This window comes from Dyella soli (assembly GCF_054482295.1).
Genome location: NZ_JBTFFU010000001.1, coordinates 986,779 through 1,003,750, shown reverse-complemented (window position 1 = coordinate 1,003,750; position 16,972 = coordinate 986,779). Strand labels below are relative to the sequence as shown.

Genomic DNA, 16,972 nt, shown 5'->3' with positions numbered 1-16,972 from the left:
CATGGATGCGCCCTTGCTGCCAGCCATCCACCATGTCGCGCTGATCTGCTCCGACTACGCGCGTTCGCGGGCGTTCTACAGCGAGACGCTGGGCTTGCGAATCATCCGCGAGGTTTACCGCGCCGAACGCGATTCGTGGAAGCTCGACCTGGAAGTGAGTCCCGGTGTCAGCCTGGAACTGTTCTCCTTCCCGACGCCACCGCCGCGCCCTTCGCGGCCCGAGGCGCAGGGCCTGCGGCACCTGGCGTTTGCGGTGCCGGATATCGACGCGGTGATCGGCACGCTGCTGGCGCGCGGGGTCGCCTGTGAGCCGGTTCGTGTCGACGAATACACGAACCGGCGCTTCACGTTTTTCGCCGACCCGGATGGCCTGCCCATCGAGTTGTACGAGCAGTGAGGCTTGCCCGCTCCCCGGGGACTACCTGAGGGTGGTCCGACGGGGAGGCGAGGCCCGGGATATCAGTCGCGCGTTTCCAGCAGATAGCGGTAGATCAGCCCGCCCAGCACGCCGCCGACCAGCGGCACCAGCCAGAACATCCACAGCTGCTGCACCGCCCAGGTGCCCTGGAAGAACGCCACCGCCGTGCTGCGCGCCGGGTTCACCGAGGTGGCGGTCACCGGGATGCTGATCAGGTGGATCAGGGTCAGGGCCAGGCCGATCGCCAGCGGACCGAAGCCGGCCGGTGCACGCTTGTCGGTGGCGCCATGGATGACGATCAGGAAGAAGGCGGTGAGCACCAGCTCGGCCAGCATGCAGGCCTCGAGCGAATAACCGCCGGGCGAGTTTGCGCCGTAACCATTGGCTGCAAAACGGACGCTCGGATCGAAGCCGGGCTTGCCGGTGGCAATCAGGTAGAGCACGCCACCCGCCACGAGTCCGCCGACGACCTGGGCGACGATGTAAGGGAGCACGTCCTTGGCCGCGAAGCGACCGCCTGCGCACAGGCCAAGCGTCACGGCCGGATTGAAATGACCGCCGGAAATGTGGCCCACGGCGTAGGCCATGGTCACCACGGTCAGGCCGAAGGCGAGGGCGACGCCGGCAAAGCCGATGCCCAGCCCGGGGAAGGTGGCGGCAAAGATGGCGCTGCCGCAGCCGCCGAAGACCAACCAGAACGTACCGAAGAACTCAGCTCCCAAACGCTTGCCCATGCTCATGGGTCTCTCCTTGCTAGGGTGACAGGGGAAAACAAGCGGATTCTTGCATGTCGTCGACAGCGGTTTCGATTCGATGGTGAGTCCCGGCGAGGGTGCGCCAGGCCGGGTCTAGGCTAGCAAACTCGCGGCGGTCAAACCTGACACAGATATAGGCGTGCCCTTTGTGTATGCTGCCGCGTCGCCTACACCAAGACTGCAGGAACGCTGATGTCGCAAGCCTTCACGCCCATGCCGCAGGTTGCCACCGCCAGCCGTACGCTGGCCCGCGGCGATATCCGGACCCTGTTCCTCGCTTCGCTGGGCGGCGCGCTGGAGTTCTACGACTTCGTGGTGTTCGTGTTTTTCGCGCTGCCACTCAGCCATCTGTTCTTTCCGCAGGACACCGCACCCTGGCTGGCCCAATTGCAGGTCTACGGCATCTTTGCCGCGGGCTACCTGGCCCGTCCGCTGGGCGGCATCGTGATGGCGCATTTCGGCGACCGGCAGGGCCGCAAGCGCATGTTCACGCTGAGCGTGTTCCTGATGGCCTTGCCGACGCTGGCGATCGGCTTGCTGCCGGTCTACGCCACGGCCGGCGTGCTGGCGCCATTGCTGCTGCTGTTGATGCGCGTTGTGCAGGGCGTGGCCATCGGCGGCGAGGTTCCCGGGGCCTGGGTGTTCGTTGCCGAGCATGCGCCGCCAGGGCGCGTCGGTTTCGCCTGCGCCTGCCTGACGTCGGGCCTGACCGTAGGCATCCTGATCGGCTCGCTCACCGCGGCCTGGATCAACCATCACCTGCTGCCGGACGAGGTGCTGCGCTGGGGCTGGCGCCTGCCGTTCCTGCTCGGCGGCGCGTTTGGCTTCATCGCGGTGTGGTTGCGCCGCTGGCTCAGCGAGACGCCGGTGTTTGCCGCGTTGCGCGAGCGCAAGGCGCTGAGCCGCGAGATGCCGCTGCGCAGCGTGCTGGCCGGGCATCGCGGCAGCGTGGTGCTGTCGATGGCGGTGACCTGGATGCTCACCGCGGCGATCCTGGTGCTGATCCTGATGCTGCCCAGCCTGGTGCAGAAGTCCTTTGGCGTGGCCACAGACACGGCCTTCCTCGGCAACAGCCTTGCCGCCTTCGGCCTCGGCGTCGGCTGCATCGCCTACGGCTGGCTGGCGGACGCCATCGGCGCGGCGAAGACGCTGCTGTACGGCTCGCTGGCCCTGTTGGCGGTCACCTACGTACTGTTCGCCGACCTTGCGGCCGGTGGCACGCACTTCCTCGCCCTGTATGCGCTGACGGGCTTTCTGGTCGGTACCGTCGGCGTGGTGCCGACGGTGATGGTGGCGGCGTTTCCGGCGCCGATTCGCTACTCGGGCATTTCCTTCGCCTACAACGTGTCGTACGCGGTATTCGGCGCCAGCACGGCGACCCTGATCGGCTATCTTGCCGAGCGCGCCGGTCGCATGGCGCCGGCGCACTACGTGGCGATGACCGCCGTGGTCGGCGCGGCGGTCGCATGGCGGCTGATGGTCAGGCCGGGCCGGTCAGCGGATCAGAATTCCAGCTCCTGCGACGCGCACAGGTAGTCCACCAGCGGAGCCACGCGCTGGAACGTGGCCACCAGCCACGGCAATAGTTCGCTCGAGCAGGCGATGGCTTCGCCGAACTCCTCGCCGCAGGCGAAGTCCTTGCGCTTGATGTCGTCGATCAGCTCATGCCCGGCGTCGAAGCCGCGCGGCGGGCGGCTCAGCGTTTCGCCCCAGAAGGTGAAGTGGTCGCGGAAGGCCTTGCTCCGCGTCGCACGCTTCCAGGCTTCCGGATTGTCGGTGAGGAAATCACGGATGCGCTTCAGCGCATCCGGCTCCGGGTGCCACATGCCACCGCCGGCGAAGCATTCGCCGGGCTGGATATGCATGTAGAACGATGGCGCGGGTATCTCGTGGCGGCGCTCGTGGAAGAAGCGCGCACCCTGCCACGGCTTGTACGGCTGCTTGTCGTTGGAGAAGCGCGTGTCGCGGTAGATGCGGAACAGCGAGCCGCCGTTCTTGCGCGGGTCGGCCCGATAGTGCGGACTGATCTTCGCCAGCGGCGCCTGCAGGTCGGTGATCAGGGCCAGGAACGGCTCGCGCACCTGGCGCTCGTAGTCGTCCTTGTGGTCCTGGAACCATTCGCGGTTGTTGTTGGCCGCAAGCGAGCGCAGGAAGCGGAAGGTGGCTTTGGTGAAATAGGCGGTCGGCATGGTGTCGGGTGGCTATCAGGCGGACAGGGGAGTGATGTCGGCGGCGAGCTGTTCGCCCCATAGCTGGAGCTGGTCGAGCAGCGCCAGCTGGTCCTGCCGGGCGGGCTCGGCGCGCAGCGCGGCGATGCGGGCGAAGTAGTCGTCGAGGGTCAGGTTGGTCAGCGGCGTGCGCTTGAGCAGCCGCTCGCGGCAGAACTCGCTCCAGCGCGCCTGCTCGTCGCTGGTGAGGGTGTGCGGCCAGTTGCGCGCCCGATAGCGGAACAGCAGCTCCGGGTAACGCGCGTCGCGGAATGGAAACGCGCGCTGCCCCAGCTGCCCGGGCGGTGTCGCGCGCACATCGGCCAGCAGGCGCTTGTCCGCATCGGGCAGGAAGCCGCCGTACAGGGCCAGCTCCGGGTCCTGCGGCGGCGGCAGCTCGGCCGCGCGCTGGAAGACCCGGCGCAACTTCTCCGCCAGGCCTTCGGCGGAGGCCAGCATGTCCCGGTGGGCTTGCACGCGATCGAGGTCGATCTGCAGGCGCTCGAGGTCGACGCCCTTCAGCACGGAAAGCGGCGCCAGCGCCGGCGCACGGTTGGCCCGCACGGTACGCAGCGGAATGCGCTCGACGCCTTCGGGCAGGTCGGCGCGTGCGGTGAACACGCGATCGGCGATCTCGTCCTCGTCCAGCGCGAGCAGTTCGGTGGGGTCGCCGGCGAGGTCGTAGACGATGATCTCGGCCGGCCGGCTGGGATGCGCGGCCAGCGGCACGACCACGGCCAGGCAATGCCGGCTGGACGGATAGCGCGAGGACACATGCACCACCGGCGTCATCGCCGTGACGTCCAGCATCTCGAACACGCGCTGCTTGCGGCGCAGGCCCAGGTACCAGTCCCACAATCGCGGCTGGCGAACGCGAATCAGCCGCGCGAGGTCGATCAGCGCATGCACGTCCGACAACGCATCGTGCGCGCGTTCCTGCAGCAGGTGGTTGGCCTTGGCCAGGTGTTCGAGCTTGAAGCTGGGCGTGCCGTCCTCGCGCTGCGGCCATGCGATGCCCTCCGGTCGCAGGGCCTGGCACATGCGGACCAGGTCGATCAGGTCCCAGCGCGAATTGCCGTTTTCCCACTCGCGCCCATAAGGCTCGAAGAAGTTGCGGTAGAGCAGCTGGCGGGTCACTTCATCGTCGAAACGCAGCGAGTTGTAACCCACGCCACAGGTGCCCGGCTGGGCGAGCTGCTCGTGCACGCGCGCGGCGAAGTCGGCCTCGTTGACGCCGTCGCGCTCGGCCTGTTGCGGCGTGATGCCGGTGATCAGGCAGGCCTCGGGGTGGGGCGGCATCTCGCGTGGCGGCTTGCCGAAGAACATCACCGGCTCGCCGATGATCTCCAGCTCCAGGCTGGTCCGGATGCCGGCGAACTGCACCGGGCGGTCCCGCCACGGATCGGCGCCAAAGGTCTCGTAGTCGTGCCAGAAGAAGGTCTGCATGGCCGGATCATCGCACGGCGCCTGCACCGGCTTCACCGGCCCGCAGGGGGGCGGATCGCGGCCGCCAGGGCCCGGGATCGGGGCGTCGCCAGGCCGCCTCCTGCTAGACTTCGCGACCAGGAGGGCTCATGAGCCAAGCGAACGACGACAATCTGATCTGGATCGATCTGGAGATGACTGGCCTCGACACGGATAACGACTCCATCCTCGAGATTGCCACCATCGTCACTGACAGGGACCTGCGCATCCTCGCTGAGGGCCCGGTGTTCGCGATCCGCCATCCGCTGGAGCGGCTGGAAGGCATGGACGCATGGAACCGCAACCAGCACCGCAAGTCCGGCTTGTGGGAGCAGGTGGTGGCCTCGGCCGACGACCATGCCGCCGCCGAACTGGCCACGCTCGACTTCCTCAAGGAGTGGGTCCCGCCGGGCAAGTCGCCCATGTGCGGCAACTCGATCTGCCAGGACCGTCGTTTCCTGCATCGCGAGATGCCGCGGCTGGAGCGCTTCTTCCACTACCGCAACCTCGACGTGTCCACGCTCAAGGAGCTGGCGCGACGCTGGTCGCCCACCATCGGCAAGGGCTTCAGCAAGGAATCGGCGCACACGGCGTTGTCGGACATCCGCGATTCCATCGATGAGCTTCGCTACTACCGCCAGTTCATGGGCCCGCTGGGTGGCGGCTCCTGAGGGGCGGGCTTCCCGCAACCGACCTGTCCTGACCTCCGGGAACGACCATGTCTCTTGATCTGCTGGCTCCCGTGCTCGACTGCCATGGCCGCCCGTTGCGACTCGATCGCCCGCGCGTGGTGGGCATCCTCAACGTCACCCCCGATTCGTTCTCCGATGGCGGCAGCCATGCCGGCGCGGAACAGGCCGTCGCGCACGGCCTGCGCATGCTCGACGAGGGCGCCGACATGATCGATGTCGGCGGCGAGTCCACGCGCCCCGGTGCCGACGAGGTCTCGGTGGAAGAAGAGCTGCGCCGCGTGGTGCCGGTCATCGAACAGCTGGCGGCACGCACGAGCGCGCCGATCGCCATCGACACGTCCAAGCCGGAAGTGATGCGCGCCGCCGTCGCGGCGGGCGCCGGCATGGTCAATGACGTGTTCGCCTTGCGCCGCGAAGGTGCCATGGACGCGGTCGCCGAACTCGGCGTGCCGGTGTGCCTCATGCACATGCAGGGCGAGCCGCGCAGCATGCAGGCCGCGCCGCACTACGACGACGTGGTGGGCGACGTGCATCGCTTCCTCACCGATCGCCTGTTTGCCTGCGAACTGGCGGGCATCGACCGCCGCAAGGTGATGGTTGATCCTGGCTTCGGCTTCGGCAAGGCGCTGGAGCACAACCTGGCGCTGCTGCGCGCGCTGGAGCGTTTCGCCAGCCTGGGCAGCGGCCTCTACGTGGGCCTGTCGCGCAAGTCGATGATCGGCACCATCACCGGCAGGGAGGTGGCGGCCGAGCGCGCCGTCGGTTCCGTGGCGGCGGCACTCATCGCCGTGCAGCGCGGCGCGCGCATGGTACGCGTTCATGATGTGGCCGCTACCGTCGACGCCCTTGCGGTGTGGCGTGCGGTGGCGGAAGGCGATACGCCGGTGCGTCGCGACACCAGGCCCGCCGCGCCGCGCTGGCCGGACGACGAGTGATATCGGAACCATGCATTGAGGCGCGCGGCAAATCCTGTCCGCGCGCCCCTGGAGTTGAGAGATGACGCAACGCAAGTACTTCGGAACAGACGGCATCCGCGGCCTGGTCGGCCAGTGGCCCATCAGCGCGGATTTCATGCTGCGGCTGGGCCGGGCCATCGGCGTGGTGCTGGCGCGCGGCGGCAAGTCGCGGCCCAAGGTGCTGATCGGCAAGGACACGCGCGTCTCCGGCTACATGTTCGAGTCGGCGCTGGAAGCGGGCCTGGTGGCCGCCGGTGTCGACGTGGGCCTGCTCGGCCCGATGCCGACGCCGGCCGTGGCCTTCCTTACGCGCTCGCTGCGCGCCGACGCCGGCATCGTCATCAGCGCGTCGCATAACCCGCATCACGACAACGGCATCAAGTTCTTCTCCGCCCATGGCGAGAAGCTGTCCGACGAGGTCGAGCTGGCGATCGAGCAGGAGCTCGAACTCGAATTCACCACGGTGCCCTCCGAGCAGCTCGGCAAGGCCATTCGCGTGAGCGATGCGGTGACGCGTTACGCCGAGTTCTGCAAGTCCACCGTGGCCGACGACCTCAGCCTGCATGGCATGAAGATCGTGCTCGACTGCGCCAACGGCGCCACCTACCAGGTCGCGCCGAAGGTCTTCGCGGAACTCGGCGCGCAGGTGGCCGCCATCGGCGACAAGCCCGATGGCTTCAATATCAATCGCAGCGTGGGCTCCACCCATCCGGAAGCGCTCCAGCGCGCCGTGGTGGAGCAGGGCGCCGACATCGGCATTGCCTTCGATGGCGATGGCGATCGCGTGCTGCTGGTCGACCGCCATGGACGCTTGTGCGATGGCGACGACATCCTCTACGTGCTGGCCAACGCCTGGCATGCCCAGGGAGTGCTGCGCGGCCCGGTGGTCGGCACGCTGATGAGCAACTACGGCCTGCAGCTCGCGCTCGGTTCGCTGGATGTGGCGCTGATTCGCGCCAACGTCGGCGACCGCTACGTGCTGCAGCAACTCAAGGAGCGTGGCGGCAACCTTGGCGGCGAGACGTCCGGCCATATCCTGTGCCTGGACCGGGCCACCACCGGGGACGGCATCGTGTCCGCGCTGGCCGTGCTGGAAGTGCTGGTACAGGCCGGGAAGGACCTGGCCGAGGCGCGCCGTGGCCTGACCAAGATGCCGCAGGTGATGATCAACGTGCGCGCCGACGGCGCCCGCGAAGCCCTGCACAGCGATGCCGTGCGCGAGGCGCTGGCGGCGGCCGAGCGCGAGCTGTCGGGGCGCGGCCGCGTGGTGCTGCGGGCCTCCGGCACCGAGCCGCTGGTGCGCGTCACGGTGGAGGCGGCCGACGAGGCCGAAGTGAACCGGATGGCCGCACGGCTGGCGGATGTCGTAAAATCCGCCGCTGAACGCTCGTGAGCCTGTAAGCAGTTCCAGACCCAGGTCGCCAAGGATTGGCCCGACGTGCCCCGCCCCTGCGGTGGCGGACAGACAAGTGGACCGCACGCACTACCTGTGGACTAGCCATGAAGAAAGTTCCGACTCTCGACATCCGTCGTTATGACACCGATCGCGCAGCATTCGTCGCCGAACTGGGCCATGCCTATCGCGAATTCGGCTTCTGTTGCATCAGCGGTCACGGCATCCCCCGTGAACTGGTCGATGGCGCCTACGACACGTTCCAGCGCTTCTTCGCGCTGCCCACCGAAACCAAGATGAAGTACCACATCGCCGGCAGCGGCGGTGCGCGCGGCTATACGCCGTTCAAGGTTGAGACCGCCAAGGACAGCAAGTACGCCGACCTCAAGGAGTTCTGGCACATCGGTCGCGAGATCCCGCGCGATTCGAAGTTTGCCGACGTGATGCCGCCGAACATCTGGCCGACCGAAGTGAATGACTTCCGGCAGTACGGCTACGGCCTGTTCGATGCGCTGGACCAGCTCGGCTCGCGCGTGCTGCGCGCCCTGGCGCTGCATATCGACCTGCCCGAACACTACTTCGACGACAAGACCGACCAGGGCAATTCGATCCTGCGTCCGATCCATTACCCGCCGATCACCGAGGAGAACATTCCCAACGTGCGTGCGGGCGCGCATGAGGACATCAACTTCATCACCCTGCTGGTCGGTGCCAGCGCCGAGGGGCTGGAAGTGCTGACGCGCGAAGGCCAATGGCTGCCGATCACCACCGAGGGGGATGCCATCGTGGTGAACATCGGCGACATGCTGCAGCGCCTCACCAACCACGTGTATCCGTCCACCTCGCACCGCGTGGTGAACCCGCAGAACGAGAACGCGCGCAAGCCGCGCTATTCGGTGCCGTACTTCCTGCATCCGAACCCGGACGTGCTGCTCGACCCGCTGCCGCAGACCATCACGGCCGACAACCCGAGCCGCTACGACACCAGCATCACCTCGCACGAGTACCTGATGCAGCGCCTGCGCGAAATCAAGCTGATCTGATCAGGCTGCGCGCCCGCTCCCCGTAGGAGCGGGCGCGCGCGTGATGGGAGGCTGCGCAGGCGTCGTGCCGAACCCGCCCGCAACTCAGGCCACTTCGCCCAGGTCCCGATAGCGCTTCGACTCCCGCCCCGACAGCCACAGCGTCAGGCGATCCGGCAGCAGCTTCACCAGCGCCTTGATGCAGCGGTTGACCCCGCCGGTCACGTGCACCACCTCGCCCCGCTCGACGGCGTCGTGACCTTCGCGCACCACCGCTTCGGCGGTCTGCCACATGAAGCCCGGCAGCTTGTTCATCAGCTGGCGCGTACCGGTGACATCGTGGAATTCCGACCAGGTGAAGCCGGGGCACAACGCGCACACGTGCACGCCCAGGTGGCGATTCTCAAGCGCCAGCGATTGCGAAAACTTGATCAGGTACGCCTTGCTCGCTGCATACAGCGTGTGCCCCGCCGAACCCGGCACGTGCCCGGCCAGCGAGGCGACATTGATGATGCGGCCGTAGTCGCGCTCGCGCATGCCGGGCAGCAGGCGCCATGCCAGTTCGGTGGGGGCGCTCATCAGCACGCGGAAGAAGGACTCATGCACCGGCCAGTCATTCGCCTCGAAGGTGCCGGGCACGCCGTAGCCGGCGTTGTTGACCAGCCAGTCGATGTGCAGCCCGCGTTCGGCCAGGGCCTCGCAGAGCCGGCGTGCCGCGTCGGGGACGGCCAGGTCGGCCGGGAGCACGGTGACCTCGCCGTGGTGACGGCTGCGCAGCTCCTGCGCCAGGGCGTCGAGGCGATCGACGCGGCGGGCGGTGAGCACGAGGTCGTGGCCGCGGGCGGCCAGGTCGCGGGCGAAGGCGGCGCCGATGCCGGCCGAGGCGCCGGTGATCAGGGTGAGAGGGCGGGCAGGAGGCATGAAGTGGTCTCTTGGTGGTTTGGTCGATTTTTGCTTTGGCGCCGGGGGTTTGTCAGCCCTGCATTGCCGGTGGCATGGTCGCTCGCTAAGCTTTCGGGTTTATACGCAATGGAATACTGACATGCGCAAGAAACTCGTCGCCGGCAACTGGAAGATGCACGGCAGCCGCAGCATGGCGACCGCCCTGGTCGGCGACATCATCGCCGCGTTGCCGGCTTCGATCGACGTCGCCGTGTTTCCGCCGTTCCCCTACCTCGGTGAACTGGCGGGCCAGCATGCCGGTTCGGGCCTGGGTTTTGGCGCACAGGACGTCAGCGAGCATGACGGGCAGGGTGCCTATACGGGCGAAGTGTCGGCCGCGATGCTCGCCGACGCCGGTGCGCAATGGGTGCTGGTCGGCCATTCGGAGCGCCGCCACTACCACGGCGAAACCTCGGCCCTGGTGGCACGCAAGTTCGCCGCCGCCCGCGCCGGCGGCCTGACCCCGATTCTCTGCGTGGGTGAAACGCTGGAAGAGCGCAACGCAGGCCTGACCGACGCCGTGGTGGCGCGGCAGCTCAAGGCGGTGATCGAGCTCAACGGCATTGCCAGCTTCGATACGGCCGTGATCGCGTACGAACCGGTATGGGCCATCGGCACCGGCCACACCGCCACGCCCGAGCAGGCGCAGCAGGTCCACGCGTTCATCCGTAGCCAACTGGAAAAAGAAGATGCTATGATTGCCCGTCTGACCCGGCTGCTTTACGGCGGCAGCGTCAAAGCGGCGAATGCGGCGGACTTGTTCGCGCAGTCGGACGTGGACGGAGGTCTGATCGGGGGCGCCTCGCTGGCGGCAGCCGATTTCCTGGGAATCTGCGCTGCGGCGCACTAAGCGCAACGGACTCTTTAGAGAACCATGTTCGTCATCTTCAGCGTCTTCTACATTCTGATCGCCGCGGCGATGATCGTGCTGATCCTCATGCAGCGCGGTGCTGGCGCTGACGCGGGTTCCGGCTTCGGCGGCGGTGCTTCCGCCACCGTGTTCGGTGCGCGTGGCTCGGCCAGCTTCCTGACCCGTTCGACGGCCGTGCTCGCCGCACTGTTTTTTGCCCTCAGCCTCGGCATGGGCATTTACCTCGGTCACCACGGTGCACCGCAGGCTTCGAGCGGTAGCGATCTCGGCGTGATGTCCGGTCTTGCCAACAAGCCGGCCGCAACGCAAAATGCGCAGCCCGCCGCTCCGGCCAACCCGGAGATCCCGCAGGCCACCAAGCCCGCGGCAGGCGATGTCCCGGCAGCCACCGCCCCGGCGAAGTCCGCAGGCGATGTACCGGCCGCGACGGAACCGGCGAAGAAAAACTAAGCAACAACACCTGCCCAGGTGGCGGAATTGGTAGACGCACTACCTTGAGGTGGTAGCGCCGTAAGGCGTGGGGGTTCGAGTCCCCCCTTGGGCACCAATCAGAAATGACGGCAGCGTTTGTATGCTGTCACTTCAAAGAACGACAAAACCGCCGAAAGGCGGTTTTTTGTGTGCGCGGATTTTTCCTGGGACTAGTGCCGCGCGTGTCAGCAGATGGTGTCGATCACTGGAACAGGACTCTGGCCCCATTTCGCATCAGGACCCGCCTGGTGAATATTGGAGTAGTGGGAGGGGTTGCCACTTGTTGCGGTTCGTTGCAACCGTGCACACGAATTGCACACCGGTTTGCGCACCGACACCGCGGTGTTCTACCGCTATGTTAGACCTCATTGTGCCTAGCGTTCGCCATCGTAGACTCGTCCGCCTGAGCTAATCCACATTTCATCTCCCATATAAGCGTCGCCCTCCGATGCGCCGGAGCATGCGTCATAGATGTCCGACAATCCGTTCCTGGTTGAATCGCGATTCCGGTCAGGGGGAAGCCTTGCGGCAAGATCCGCCGTTCTCTTTTCTTTGGAGCCAACTGGCTTAAAGAACCTTTCGTATTCGTTCTCGTTTCGATGGAAGCTCTCAGAAAATCGAAGAACCCCCTCGTAGAGATTAAAAGTAGTCTGCGAAAGATAGTGACGAACTATGCGTCCATCTGTTAGCTCGTGTAAGAACGGGCTGAAGGGCTTGGGCTCAACCTCAGGTATCGACGAGAGAATCTGGAAGTCCACTCCGTTTTTCCGAAAAAGGATATTCGCTGTCTGGCTATCGTTCGATCGCGTAAATACAAGGTTGTAGTAGCTGAAAGGTGCGATAGGAATCCAGCCTTGCTTCCTGAGTGCCTCACCTGCCGCTTTGGGGGTGGCTAGGCCTTTAGTCACCGGCGAGCCACGTGGTGGCAGCAAATTGCCTTCGCTGTCGCTAGTAGCTTCCGACTCCTTGCACTCAATTCTGCTTTTGCAATCCCAATTTAGGAAGATGACTCGCGTTACAACCGCTTGTTTGAGTCCTCCGTCAGCAAGACGCACCAGAACGTTTTCGTCAACCTTCAGGTCTGTTCGATAGCACTCGACTGGGTAGTCAAGCGCCGTTCCTGAAAATTTAACGTACGCGATGATGTAGCTCATTGGTTCGCCGGTGATGCTGTTGAAGGTTGGTTGAGGCCTAACTACTGAATACACGGACCCCATGGTCCGGTTATACGACCCCTGTTACGCTGTGAAATTGCCACGCAACCCCTTGACTCACTGAAAGCTTATCGGTGCTGTGGCTGGCTAACAACCTGATGCACAACCAGACGCAGCAGTTGGCTCATGGCTTGTCCGCTCTTGGCGCCGCATCCTGTCTCTGGTCACTTCGGGCAGGCGGCTTCTACGGAAGTCATCAATCTTCCGTTCTGGTCCCTAGTGCGACCCGAATGGCGTAGTGCACTTGGGTGCATCAGGTGAGCACGTGGATTGCACGTGATGCGGCCTCAAGGTTTACGCCGCCTCGTTTCCGGTTGCCCAGCCTCTGGGCACCAATCAGAGATGACGGCACGATCTGTACGCTGTCACTCGAAGAGACAAGAAAACCGCCGAAAGGCGGTTTTTTTGTGCACGTGTTTTTGATCGGGACAGACGAGAAGGGCTGTTTACCGCAGCGCGATTCCCCTGACCGCTGTCGTCATTTTGGCAAAGCTCGACCGGCTTCGATCGCGACATCCTCGGCCCGTCTTTCTGTCGGGATCAACACGTTCGCTACCGTGCATGCCACCAGCGCGCCGAGGAGTTGTGCCGCCACGAAGCCGGCAACATCCATGGGCCGGATGCCGGCAAAGGTCTGGGTCAGCGAGCGGGCGATGGTCACCGCCGGATTGGCGAACGAGGTGCTGGCGGTGAACCAGTAAGCCGCGAAGATGTAGCTCGCCACCAGCACGGGAATCGCAGCCGGGCGATGCCTGGCGCCGAGCAGGATGGTGAGCAGCAAGCCGAACGTGGCAACCGCTTCGCTCAGCCACTGCGAAGGGCCTGTGCGCGCATGCGTGCCCGGCTGGAGCAGTGGCAAGTCGAACATGGCATGCGCCAGGAGCACGCCGGCCACCGCCGCCACGACCTGCACGGCGATATAGGCCACGGTCTCGCGATTGCCAAGTTCGCCGCGCAGCCGCATCGCGAGCGTCACGGCCGGATTGAAATGCGCGCCCGAGATCGGACCGAACAGCACGATCAGCACATACAGGGCACCAGCCGTTGCACCCGCGTTGGCCAGCAGGGCGATGCCGTCATTGCCGCGGGAAAGCGCGACACCCATGATCCCCGAGCCAACTACGGTGGCAAGCAGGAGCATGGTGCCGAGGAACTCGGCCAGAAGCTTGCGCGACAGCGACATCACAGCTCCCCCAACAGCGCCTTCACGCGTGCGGAGATTTCGTCGCGCACGGAACGATATCCATCGTCATCCATGTGCTTGGGATCCGGCAGCCCCCAGTCTTCGCGGCGCCTGGCCGGCACCCACGGACAGTTGTCGCCGCAGCCCATGGTGATGACGGCGTCGAACTCCCCGTCGATTTCGTCGAGCGACTTCGAATCATGGGTGGTCAGGTCGTAGCCCAGTTCGGACATGAAGCGGATCGCTTTCGGGTTGATCTGCCCCGACGGGCGGGAGCCGGCACTGAGCGCCTCCACCTGGTCGCCGCCGTGGATATGCGCAAATGCCTCAGCCATCTGGCTGCGGTTGGAGTTCTCGATGCAGACGAATAGAACGCGCTTCATGGTGGTCACTGGTAGGTTGAAGTTGGTGGGGCGGGCTTGCGCAATGACGAGCGAAGGCAGAACCCCGTGCAGGCGATTCATCGGGAGGTTCCTGATTTTCGCGGTGTGCAAACGGTCACCGGATCGCAGCTGGCCTTGCCTTCGCAGCAGTTCTCGGTGAGGTAGGCCAGCAGGGCGTTCATCTGCAGATAGTTCGCACGGACGCGGATCATCCGGCCTTCGCGCTGGTCGTGGACCAGTGCGGCGGCACGGAGAATGTTGAGGTGCGCGGTGAGGGTGGCTGGGGGGAGGTCCAGGTGCTCGCGCAGTTCGCCGACCGACATCCCCTCGGGACCCGCCTGCACCAGCCGGCGAAACGCGGCCAGCCGGGATTCGTGGCTGAGGGCGCTCAGGGCATCGAGGGCGGCCTTGGTTTTCATGATTCTATACTTCCAAAATAATGGAAGTATTTCAAGCGGCCATGGGGGCGTACGCGCGCAGGGACGTGCCCGTGCGTCATGGGCGCGGGAACATGGATGGTCCAGGTGCGCGCCTGGCCGGGCGCCGGGCGGGCAAGCCGCTGCAGAAGTCCTCAGCAGCCTGCCCGGGATGACGAGGGAACGCAGCCCGCCGGTCAGCTCACTCGGGCAGGGCGGTCCGGCGGAACCAGTCCTGGGTGGCCTTGTCCGGCTTGCCCAGGTACTGCTCGTAAATGCCGTTGACCTTGCCGGAGCGATACAGCTGGCTCAGGGTCCGGTCCACCAGCAGGCGGAAATCCGCATCGTCGCGGCTCACGGCAAATGCCAGCGGCTCATAGTCGAACACGCGATTGAGCACGACGAGCTCGCCCGACGTATCCCGCTTCGCCAGGTTCAGCAGCACATTGCGTTCGGCCACGAACGCGTCGGCCTTGCCGTCCTGAAGCTGCTTGAGTCCCGTCGCCAGGTCGGGCACCGTCGCAATGACGCTGTTGACGTTGAGCTCTTCACGCCGCTCCTTGAGCAGGCGTTCCTGCAGCGAGCCGGAGATCACCGCGAAGGTACGCTGTTGCAGGGCGGCCAACATGGGCGAACCACGCCAGATCGGACGTCCCTCCGCCTGGCCGGTTTCCAGCAATTCGCGGAACGCCGCCGGGGCATCCTTCCGCACCATGACGCCGGTGCCACTGCCAAGAATGGGAATGGAGAAGCCGACCTGCGACCGACCGGAGATCGTCGGCGCGGACGGCCCGCACAGCAGGTCGACACGCCCTTCCTTGACCGAGCTGAAGCGATTTTCGGTGTCGACGGCCACGAACTGCGTGGCGAGGTTCGGGAGCTTCAGCTCATCCTGGACCGCCGTGGCCACCGCGCGACACAGGGCAATCGCGTAGCCGTCTGGCGTTCCCGACGAGCCCTGGTAGGTGAACGGCTGCGCTTCGTTGTAAAAGCCCATGGTGATCTTGCCGCTCGCGCGTATGCGGTCGAGCGTACTCGCGCCCTGGCCCTGCGCCAGCGCCAGGTGCATCGGTGCAAGTAGCAACACCATCAGCACCCAGCGAAGCAGGTGGTCGCGCGCTGCAACACGATTCATGCGTGACATGTTTTCTCTCCTGAGGCCAAGGCGTCACCAACCGATCTATCCGCGTGCCGGCTCAATGGTTACCGGCGATGGGAACCGCGGAGCCAGGAAACCGTAGATCAGGAAGGTGAGTGCCAGGACGATGGTACCGCCCAGTACAGCTTCCATGCCGGATGCGTAGATGGCGTACGTGCCGTAGAGCATCGCCACGGTCGCCACGAATGTGTTGATCTTGTAGGTGTGTTCGACCACCCCGGCCTTTCGCATCATGATCATCAGCGCAGACAGCGAGATGATGTACGGAATCACGTTGGTCACCACGGCCAGGTTGACCAGCACCGAGAATTGCTTGCTCAGGCTCGGCGACGCGGTGGAGAACGCCAGCAGGGTCTGCACCACGCCCATGATGATCATGCCGAGCACCGGCGCCGTCATTTTGTTGATCTTGGAGAAGAACTTCGGGAACAGCCGGTCATCGGCGGCGGTCTTGGCCGTCTGGGCGATGGTGAACTGCCATCCCAGCAGGGAGCCCAGGCAGGCGAGGATCGCCAGCGCGCGAATCACCGAACCCACGGCTGGGTTGAATATCTGCGCGTAGGCATCGGCAAACGGGCCCGTCGATTCGGCCAGCGCCTTGTTGGGCACGATGCCCTGGATGACGGTCGTGGAAAGCACGTAGACCGCGGCCGCGCCGAGCGTGCCGAGCATGCAGGCCATCGGCACGTCGCGCTTGGGATTTTCGACCGCGTCGGAGTTCTGCGCGGCAGACTCCATGCCGAGGAACGCCCACAGCGTCAGCGCGATGCTGGAATCGACGCCTTTCATCAGGCTCAGGCCCTGCGGATTCCACGCAGCGGAGAACGTGGACCCCTTGAACCAGAACCAGCCGATGATGGAGAGGCCGGCTACCGGAATGATCACGCCCCATACGGTGATGGCGCCAATGCGACCGGTGACGCGCGGGCCGCCGAAATTGGCGACGGTGGTAAGCCAGATCAGCCCGATCACACCGATGCACGTCGCGATCGGCGACGAGGACAGCCATGGGAAGAAGGCCGCGAGATAGCCCACCGCCGAAATGGCGATGGCGACGTTGCCGATCGCCAGTGACAGGAAATAAAGGAAGAAGGTCAGGAAGTAGCCGCCCTTGCCGTAGGCATCCTCGGCGTAGGCCGCCATGCCACCGGCGCGCTGGTTGAGCAGTCCCGCCTGGGCAAAACCGTAGGCAATCGCCATCGATCCGAGCGCGGTGACGATCCATGAAAGCAGCGATATCGCACCGACCTGCGCCATGTTCGCTGGCAGCATGATGATGCCGGACCCCATCATGTTGACCGCCACCAGCACGGTCAACTGCATCATGCTCATTTTCTTAGTCGTCGTGCCGTTCATCAGTGCCTCCAATCAAAGGTTCGGAGAGCCTGGCGCGAGCCGCACGAAGGCGGCCAGCCACCCATCGACC

At 65.3% G+C, this 16,972-nt stretch carries 18 protein-coding genes and 1 tRNA gene; 9 read left to right on the top strand and 10 right to left on the bottom strand.

Features of this window, described 5'->3' with window-relative positions; all coding sequences use genetic code 11:
- Nucleotide 1: 1 nt before the first annotated feature.
- Nucleotides 2-397, top strand: a complete 396-nt coding sequence (gene gloA2, locus ACXU4B_RS04670) for an SMU1112c/YaeR family gloxylase I-like metalloprotein (RefSeq protein WP_131408205.1) — start codon at nucleotides 2-4, stop codon at nucleotides 395-397.
- A gap of 62 nt (nucleotides 398-459) precedes the next feature.
- On the opposite strand, the gene aqpZ is transcribed toward gloA2, so the two are convergent.
- Nucleotides 460-1,158: an aquaporin Z gene (gene aqpZ, locus ACXU4B_RS04665; protein ID WP_205746520.1), complete on the bottom strand. Its 699-nt coding sequence runs from the start codon at nucleotides 1,156-1,158 to the stop codon at nucleotides 460-462.
- Nucleotides 1,159-1,365: 207 nt separating this feature from the next.
- Here aqpZ and ACXU4B_RS04660 point away from each other — a divergent pair, with 207 nt between their 5' ends.
- Complete coding sequence (locus ACXU4B_RS04660; protein ID WP_131408203.1) at nucleotides 1,366-2,709, top strand: MFS transporter; 1,344 nt, start codon at nucleotides 1,366-1,368, stop codon at nucleotides 2,707-2,709.
- On the opposite strand, the gene ACXU4B_RS04655 is transcribed toward ACXU4B_RS04660, so the two are convergent.
- Together ACXU4B_RS04655 and sbcB are read right to left on the bottom strand one after the other, a co-directional pair.
- Nucleotides 2,676-3,362 carry a DUF2461 domain-containing protein gene (locus ACXU4B_RS04655; RefSeq protein WP_131408201.1) on the bottom strand — a complete coding sequence of 229 codons (687 nt, stop codon included), beginning with the start codon at nucleotides 3,360-3,362 and terminating at the stop codon, nucleotides 2,676-2,678. The two genes, ACXU4B_RS04660 and ACXU4B_RS04655, sit on opposite strands and share 34 nt — an antisense overlap.
- 15 nt (nucleotides 3,363-3,377) lie before the next feature.
- A complete protein-coding gene (gene sbcB / locus ACXU4B_RS04650; RefSeq protein ID WP_131408199.1) occupies nucleotides 3,378-4,826 on the bottom strand; it encodes an exodeoxyribonuclease I in 1,449 nt (482 codons plus the stop codon).
- Nucleotides 4,827-4,954: 128 nt separating this feature from the next.
- Between sbcB and orn the strand changes: the two genes are divergently transcribed.
- The 4 genes from orn (at nucleotide 4,955) to ACXU4B_RS04630 (ending at nucleotide 8,928) form a co-directional block, all read left to right on the top strand.
- Entirely contained in the window at nucleotides 4,955-5,515 is a 561-nt protein-coding gene (gene orn, locus ACXU4B_RS04645; RefSeq protein WP_131408197.1) for an oligoribonuclease, read from the top strand.
- Nucleotides 5,516-5,562: 47 nt separating this feature from the next.
- On the top strand, nucleotides 5,563-6,471 hold the full coding sequence (gene folP / locus ACXU4B_RS04640; RefSeq protein ID WP_131408195.1) for a dihydropteroate synthase: 909 nt from the start codon (nucleotides 5,563-5,565) through the stop codon (nucleotides 6,469-6,471).
- 61 nt (nucleotides 6,472-6,532) lie between these two features.
- The gene (gene glmM, locus ACXU4B_RS04635) at nucleotides 6,533-7,885 is read left to right on the top strand and encodes a phosphoglucosamine mutase (RefSeq protein WP_131408193.1); all 1,353 of its coding nucleotides are present in this window, start codon (nucleotides 6,533-6,535) and stop codon (nucleotides 7,883-7,885) included.
- A 107-nt stretch (nucleotides 7,886-7,992) separates the two neighbouring features.
- The gene (locus ACXU4B_RS04630; protein ID WP_131408191.1) at nucleotides 7,993-8,928 is read left to right on the top strand and encodes an isopenicillin N synthase family dioxygenase; all 936 of its coding nucleotides are present in this window, start codon (nucleotides 7,993-7,995) and stop codon (nucleotides 8,926-8,928) included.
- A gap of 84 nt (nucleotides 8,929-9,012) precedes the next feature.
- Here the strand turns inward: ACXU4B_RS04630 and ACXU4B_RS04625 are convergent, their stop codons facing one another.
- Entirely contained in the window at nucleotides 9,013-9,828 is an 816-nt protein-coding gene (locus tag ACXU4B_RS04625) for an SDR family NAD(P)-dependent oxidoreductase (RefSeq protein WP_131408189.1), read from the bottom strand.
- A gap of 121 nt (nucleotides 9,829-9,949) precedes the next feature.
- Here ACXU4B_RS04625 and tpiA point away from each other — a divergent pair, with 121 nt between their 5' ends.
- The 3 genes from tpiA (at nucleotide 9,950) to ACXU4B_RS04610 (ending at nucleotide 11,267) form a co-directional block, all read left to right on the top strand.
- Nucleotides 9,950-10,699: a triose-phosphate isomerase gene (gene tpiA, locus ACXU4B_RS04620; RefSeq protein ID WP_131408187.1), complete on the top strand. Its 750-nt coding sequence runs from the start codon at nucleotides 9,950-9,952 to the stop codon at nucleotides 10,697-10,699.
- A 24-nt stretch (nucleotides 10,700-10,723) separates the two neighbouring features.
- Entirely contained in the window at nucleotides 10,724-11,170 is a 447-nt protein-coding gene (gene secG / locus ACXU4B_RS04615; RefSeq protein WP_131408185.1) for a preprotein translocase subunit SecG, read from the top strand.
- A 12-nt stretch (nucleotides 11,171-11,182) separates the two neighbouring features.
- A tRNA-Leu gene (locus ACXU4B_RS04610) sits at nucleotides 11,183-11,267 on the top strand.
- 298 nt (nucleotides 11,268-11,565) lie between these two features.
- On the opposite strand, the gene ACXU4B_RS04605 is transcribed toward ACXU4B_RS04610, so the two are convergent.
- The 6 genes from ACXU4B_RS04605 to potE all read right to left on the bottom strand — a co-directional run bounded on the left by ACXU4B_RS04605 (nucleotide 11,566) and on the right by potE (nucleotide 16,878).
- On the bottom strand, nucleotides 11,566-12,345 hold the full coding sequence (locus tag ACXU4B_RS04605) for a hypothetical protein (RefSeq protein ID WP_131408183.1): 780 nt from the start codon (nucleotides 12,343-12,345) through the stop codon (nucleotides 11,566-11,568).
- Between the two features lie 538 nt (nucleotides 12,346-12,883).
- The gene (locus ACXU4B_RS04600; RefSeq protein ID WP_131408181.1) at nucleotides 12,884-13,588 is read right to left on the bottom strand and encodes an aquaporin; all 705 of its coding nucleotides are present in this window, start codon (nucleotides 13,586-13,588) and stop codon (nucleotides 12,884-12,886) included.
- On the bottom strand, nucleotides 13,588-14,052 hold the full coding sequence (locus ACXU4B_RS04595; RefSeq protein WP_240734016.1) for an arsenate reductase ArsC: 465 nt from the start codon (nucleotides 14,050-14,052) through the stop codon (nucleotides 13,588-13,590). The genes ACXU4B_RS04600 and ACXU4B_RS04595 overlap by 1 nt, the downstream gene beginning before the upstream one ends.
- The gene (locus ACXU4B_RS04590) at nucleotides 14,049-14,390 is read right to left on the bottom strand and encodes an ArsR/SmtB family transcription factor (protein ID WP_131408179.1); all 342 of its coding nucleotides are present in this window, start codon (nucleotides 14,388-14,390) and stop codon (nucleotides 14,049-14,051) included. Before ACXU4B_RS04590 ends, ACXU4B_RS04595 begins: the two co-directional genes overlap by 4 nt.
- 199 nt (nucleotides 14,391-14,589) lie before the next feature.
- Nucleotides 14,590-15,522 carry an amino acid ABC transporter substrate-binding protein gene (locus ACXU4B_RS04585; protein WP_458910843.1) on the bottom strand — a complete coding sequence of 311 codons (933 nt, stop codon included), beginning with the start codon at nucleotides 15,520-15,522 and terminating at the stop codon, nucleotides 14,590-14,592.
- 45 nt (nucleotides 15,523-15,567) lie between these two features.
- Entirely contained in the window at nucleotides 15,568-16,878 is a 1,311-nt protein-coding gene (gene potE / locus ACXU4B_RS04580; protein WP_276322569.1) for a putrescine-ornithine antiporter, read from the bottom strand.
- Nucleotides 16,879-16,972 lie beyond the last annotated feature (94 nt).

Coding starts and splice junctions, on each gene's coding strand:
- gloA2 (WP_131408205.1), top strand. CDS start 2: ATGGATGCGCCCTTGCTGCCAGCCATCCACCATGTCGCGCTGATCTGC.
- aqpZ (WP_205746520.1), bottom strand. CDS start 1,158: ATGAGCATGGGCAAGCGTTTGGGAGCTGAGTTCTTCGGTACGTTCTGG.
- ACXU4B_RS04660 (WP_131408203.1), top strand. CDS start 1,366: ATGTCGCAAGCCTTCACGCCCATGCCGCAGGTTGCCACCGCCAGCCGT.
- ACXU4B_RS04655 (WP_131408201.1), bottom strand. CDS start 3,362: ATGCCGACCGCCTATTTCACCAAAGCCACCTTCCGCTTCCTGCGCTCG.
- sbcB (WP_131408199.1), bottom strand. CDS start 4,826: ATGCAGACCTTCTTCTGGCACGACTACGAGACCTTTGGCGCCGATCCG.
- orn (WP_131408197.1), top strand. CDS start 4,955: ATGAGCCAAGCGAACGACGACAATCTGATCTGGATCGATCTGGAGATG.
- folP (WP_131408195.1), top strand. CDS start 5,563: ATGTCTCTTGATCTGCTGGCTCCCGTGCTCGACTGCCATGGCCGCCCG.
- glmM (WP_131408193.1), top strand. CDS start 6,533: ATGACGCAACGCAAGTACTTCGGAACAGACGGCATCCGCGGCCTGGTC.
- ACXU4B_RS04630 (WP_131408191.1), top strand. CDS start 7,993: ATGAAGAAAGTTCCGACTCTCGACATCCGTCGTTATGACACCGATCGC.
- ACXU4B_RS04625 (WP_131408189.1), bottom strand. CDS start 9,828: ATGCCTCCTGCCCGCCCTCTCACCCTGATCACCGGCGCCTCGGCCGGC.
- tpiA (WP_131408187.1), top strand. CDS start 9,950: ATGCGCAAGAAACTCGTCGCCGGCAACTGGAAGATGCACGGCAGCCGC.
- secG (WP_131408185.1), top strand. CDS start 10,724: ATGTTCGTCATCTTCAGCGTCTTCTACATTCTGATCGCCGCGGCGATG.
- ACXU4B_RS04605 (WP_131408183.1), bottom strand. CDS start 12,345: ATGAGCTACATCATCGCGTACGTTAAATTTTCAGGAACGGCGCTTGAC.
- ACXU4B_RS04600 (WP_131408181.1), bottom strand. CDS start 13,588: ATGTCGCTGTCGCGCAAGCTTCTGGCCGAGTTCCTCGGCACCATGCTC.
- ACXU4B_RS04595 (WP_240734016.1), bottom strand. CDS start 14,052: ATGAATCGCCTGCACGGGGTTCTGCCTTCGCTCGTCATTGCGCAAGCC.
- ACXU4B_RS04590 (WP_131408179.1), bottom strand. CDS start 14,390: ATGAAAACCAAGGCCGCCCTCGATGCCCTGAGCGCCCTCAGCCACGAA.
- ACXU4B_RS04585 (WP_458910843.1), bottom strand. CDS start 15,522: ATGAATCGTGTTGCAGCGCGCGACCACCTGCTTCGCTGGGTGCTGATG.
- potE (WP_276322569.1), bottom strand. CDS start 16,878: ATGAGCATGATGCAGTTGACCGTGCTGGTGGCGGTCAACATGATGGGG.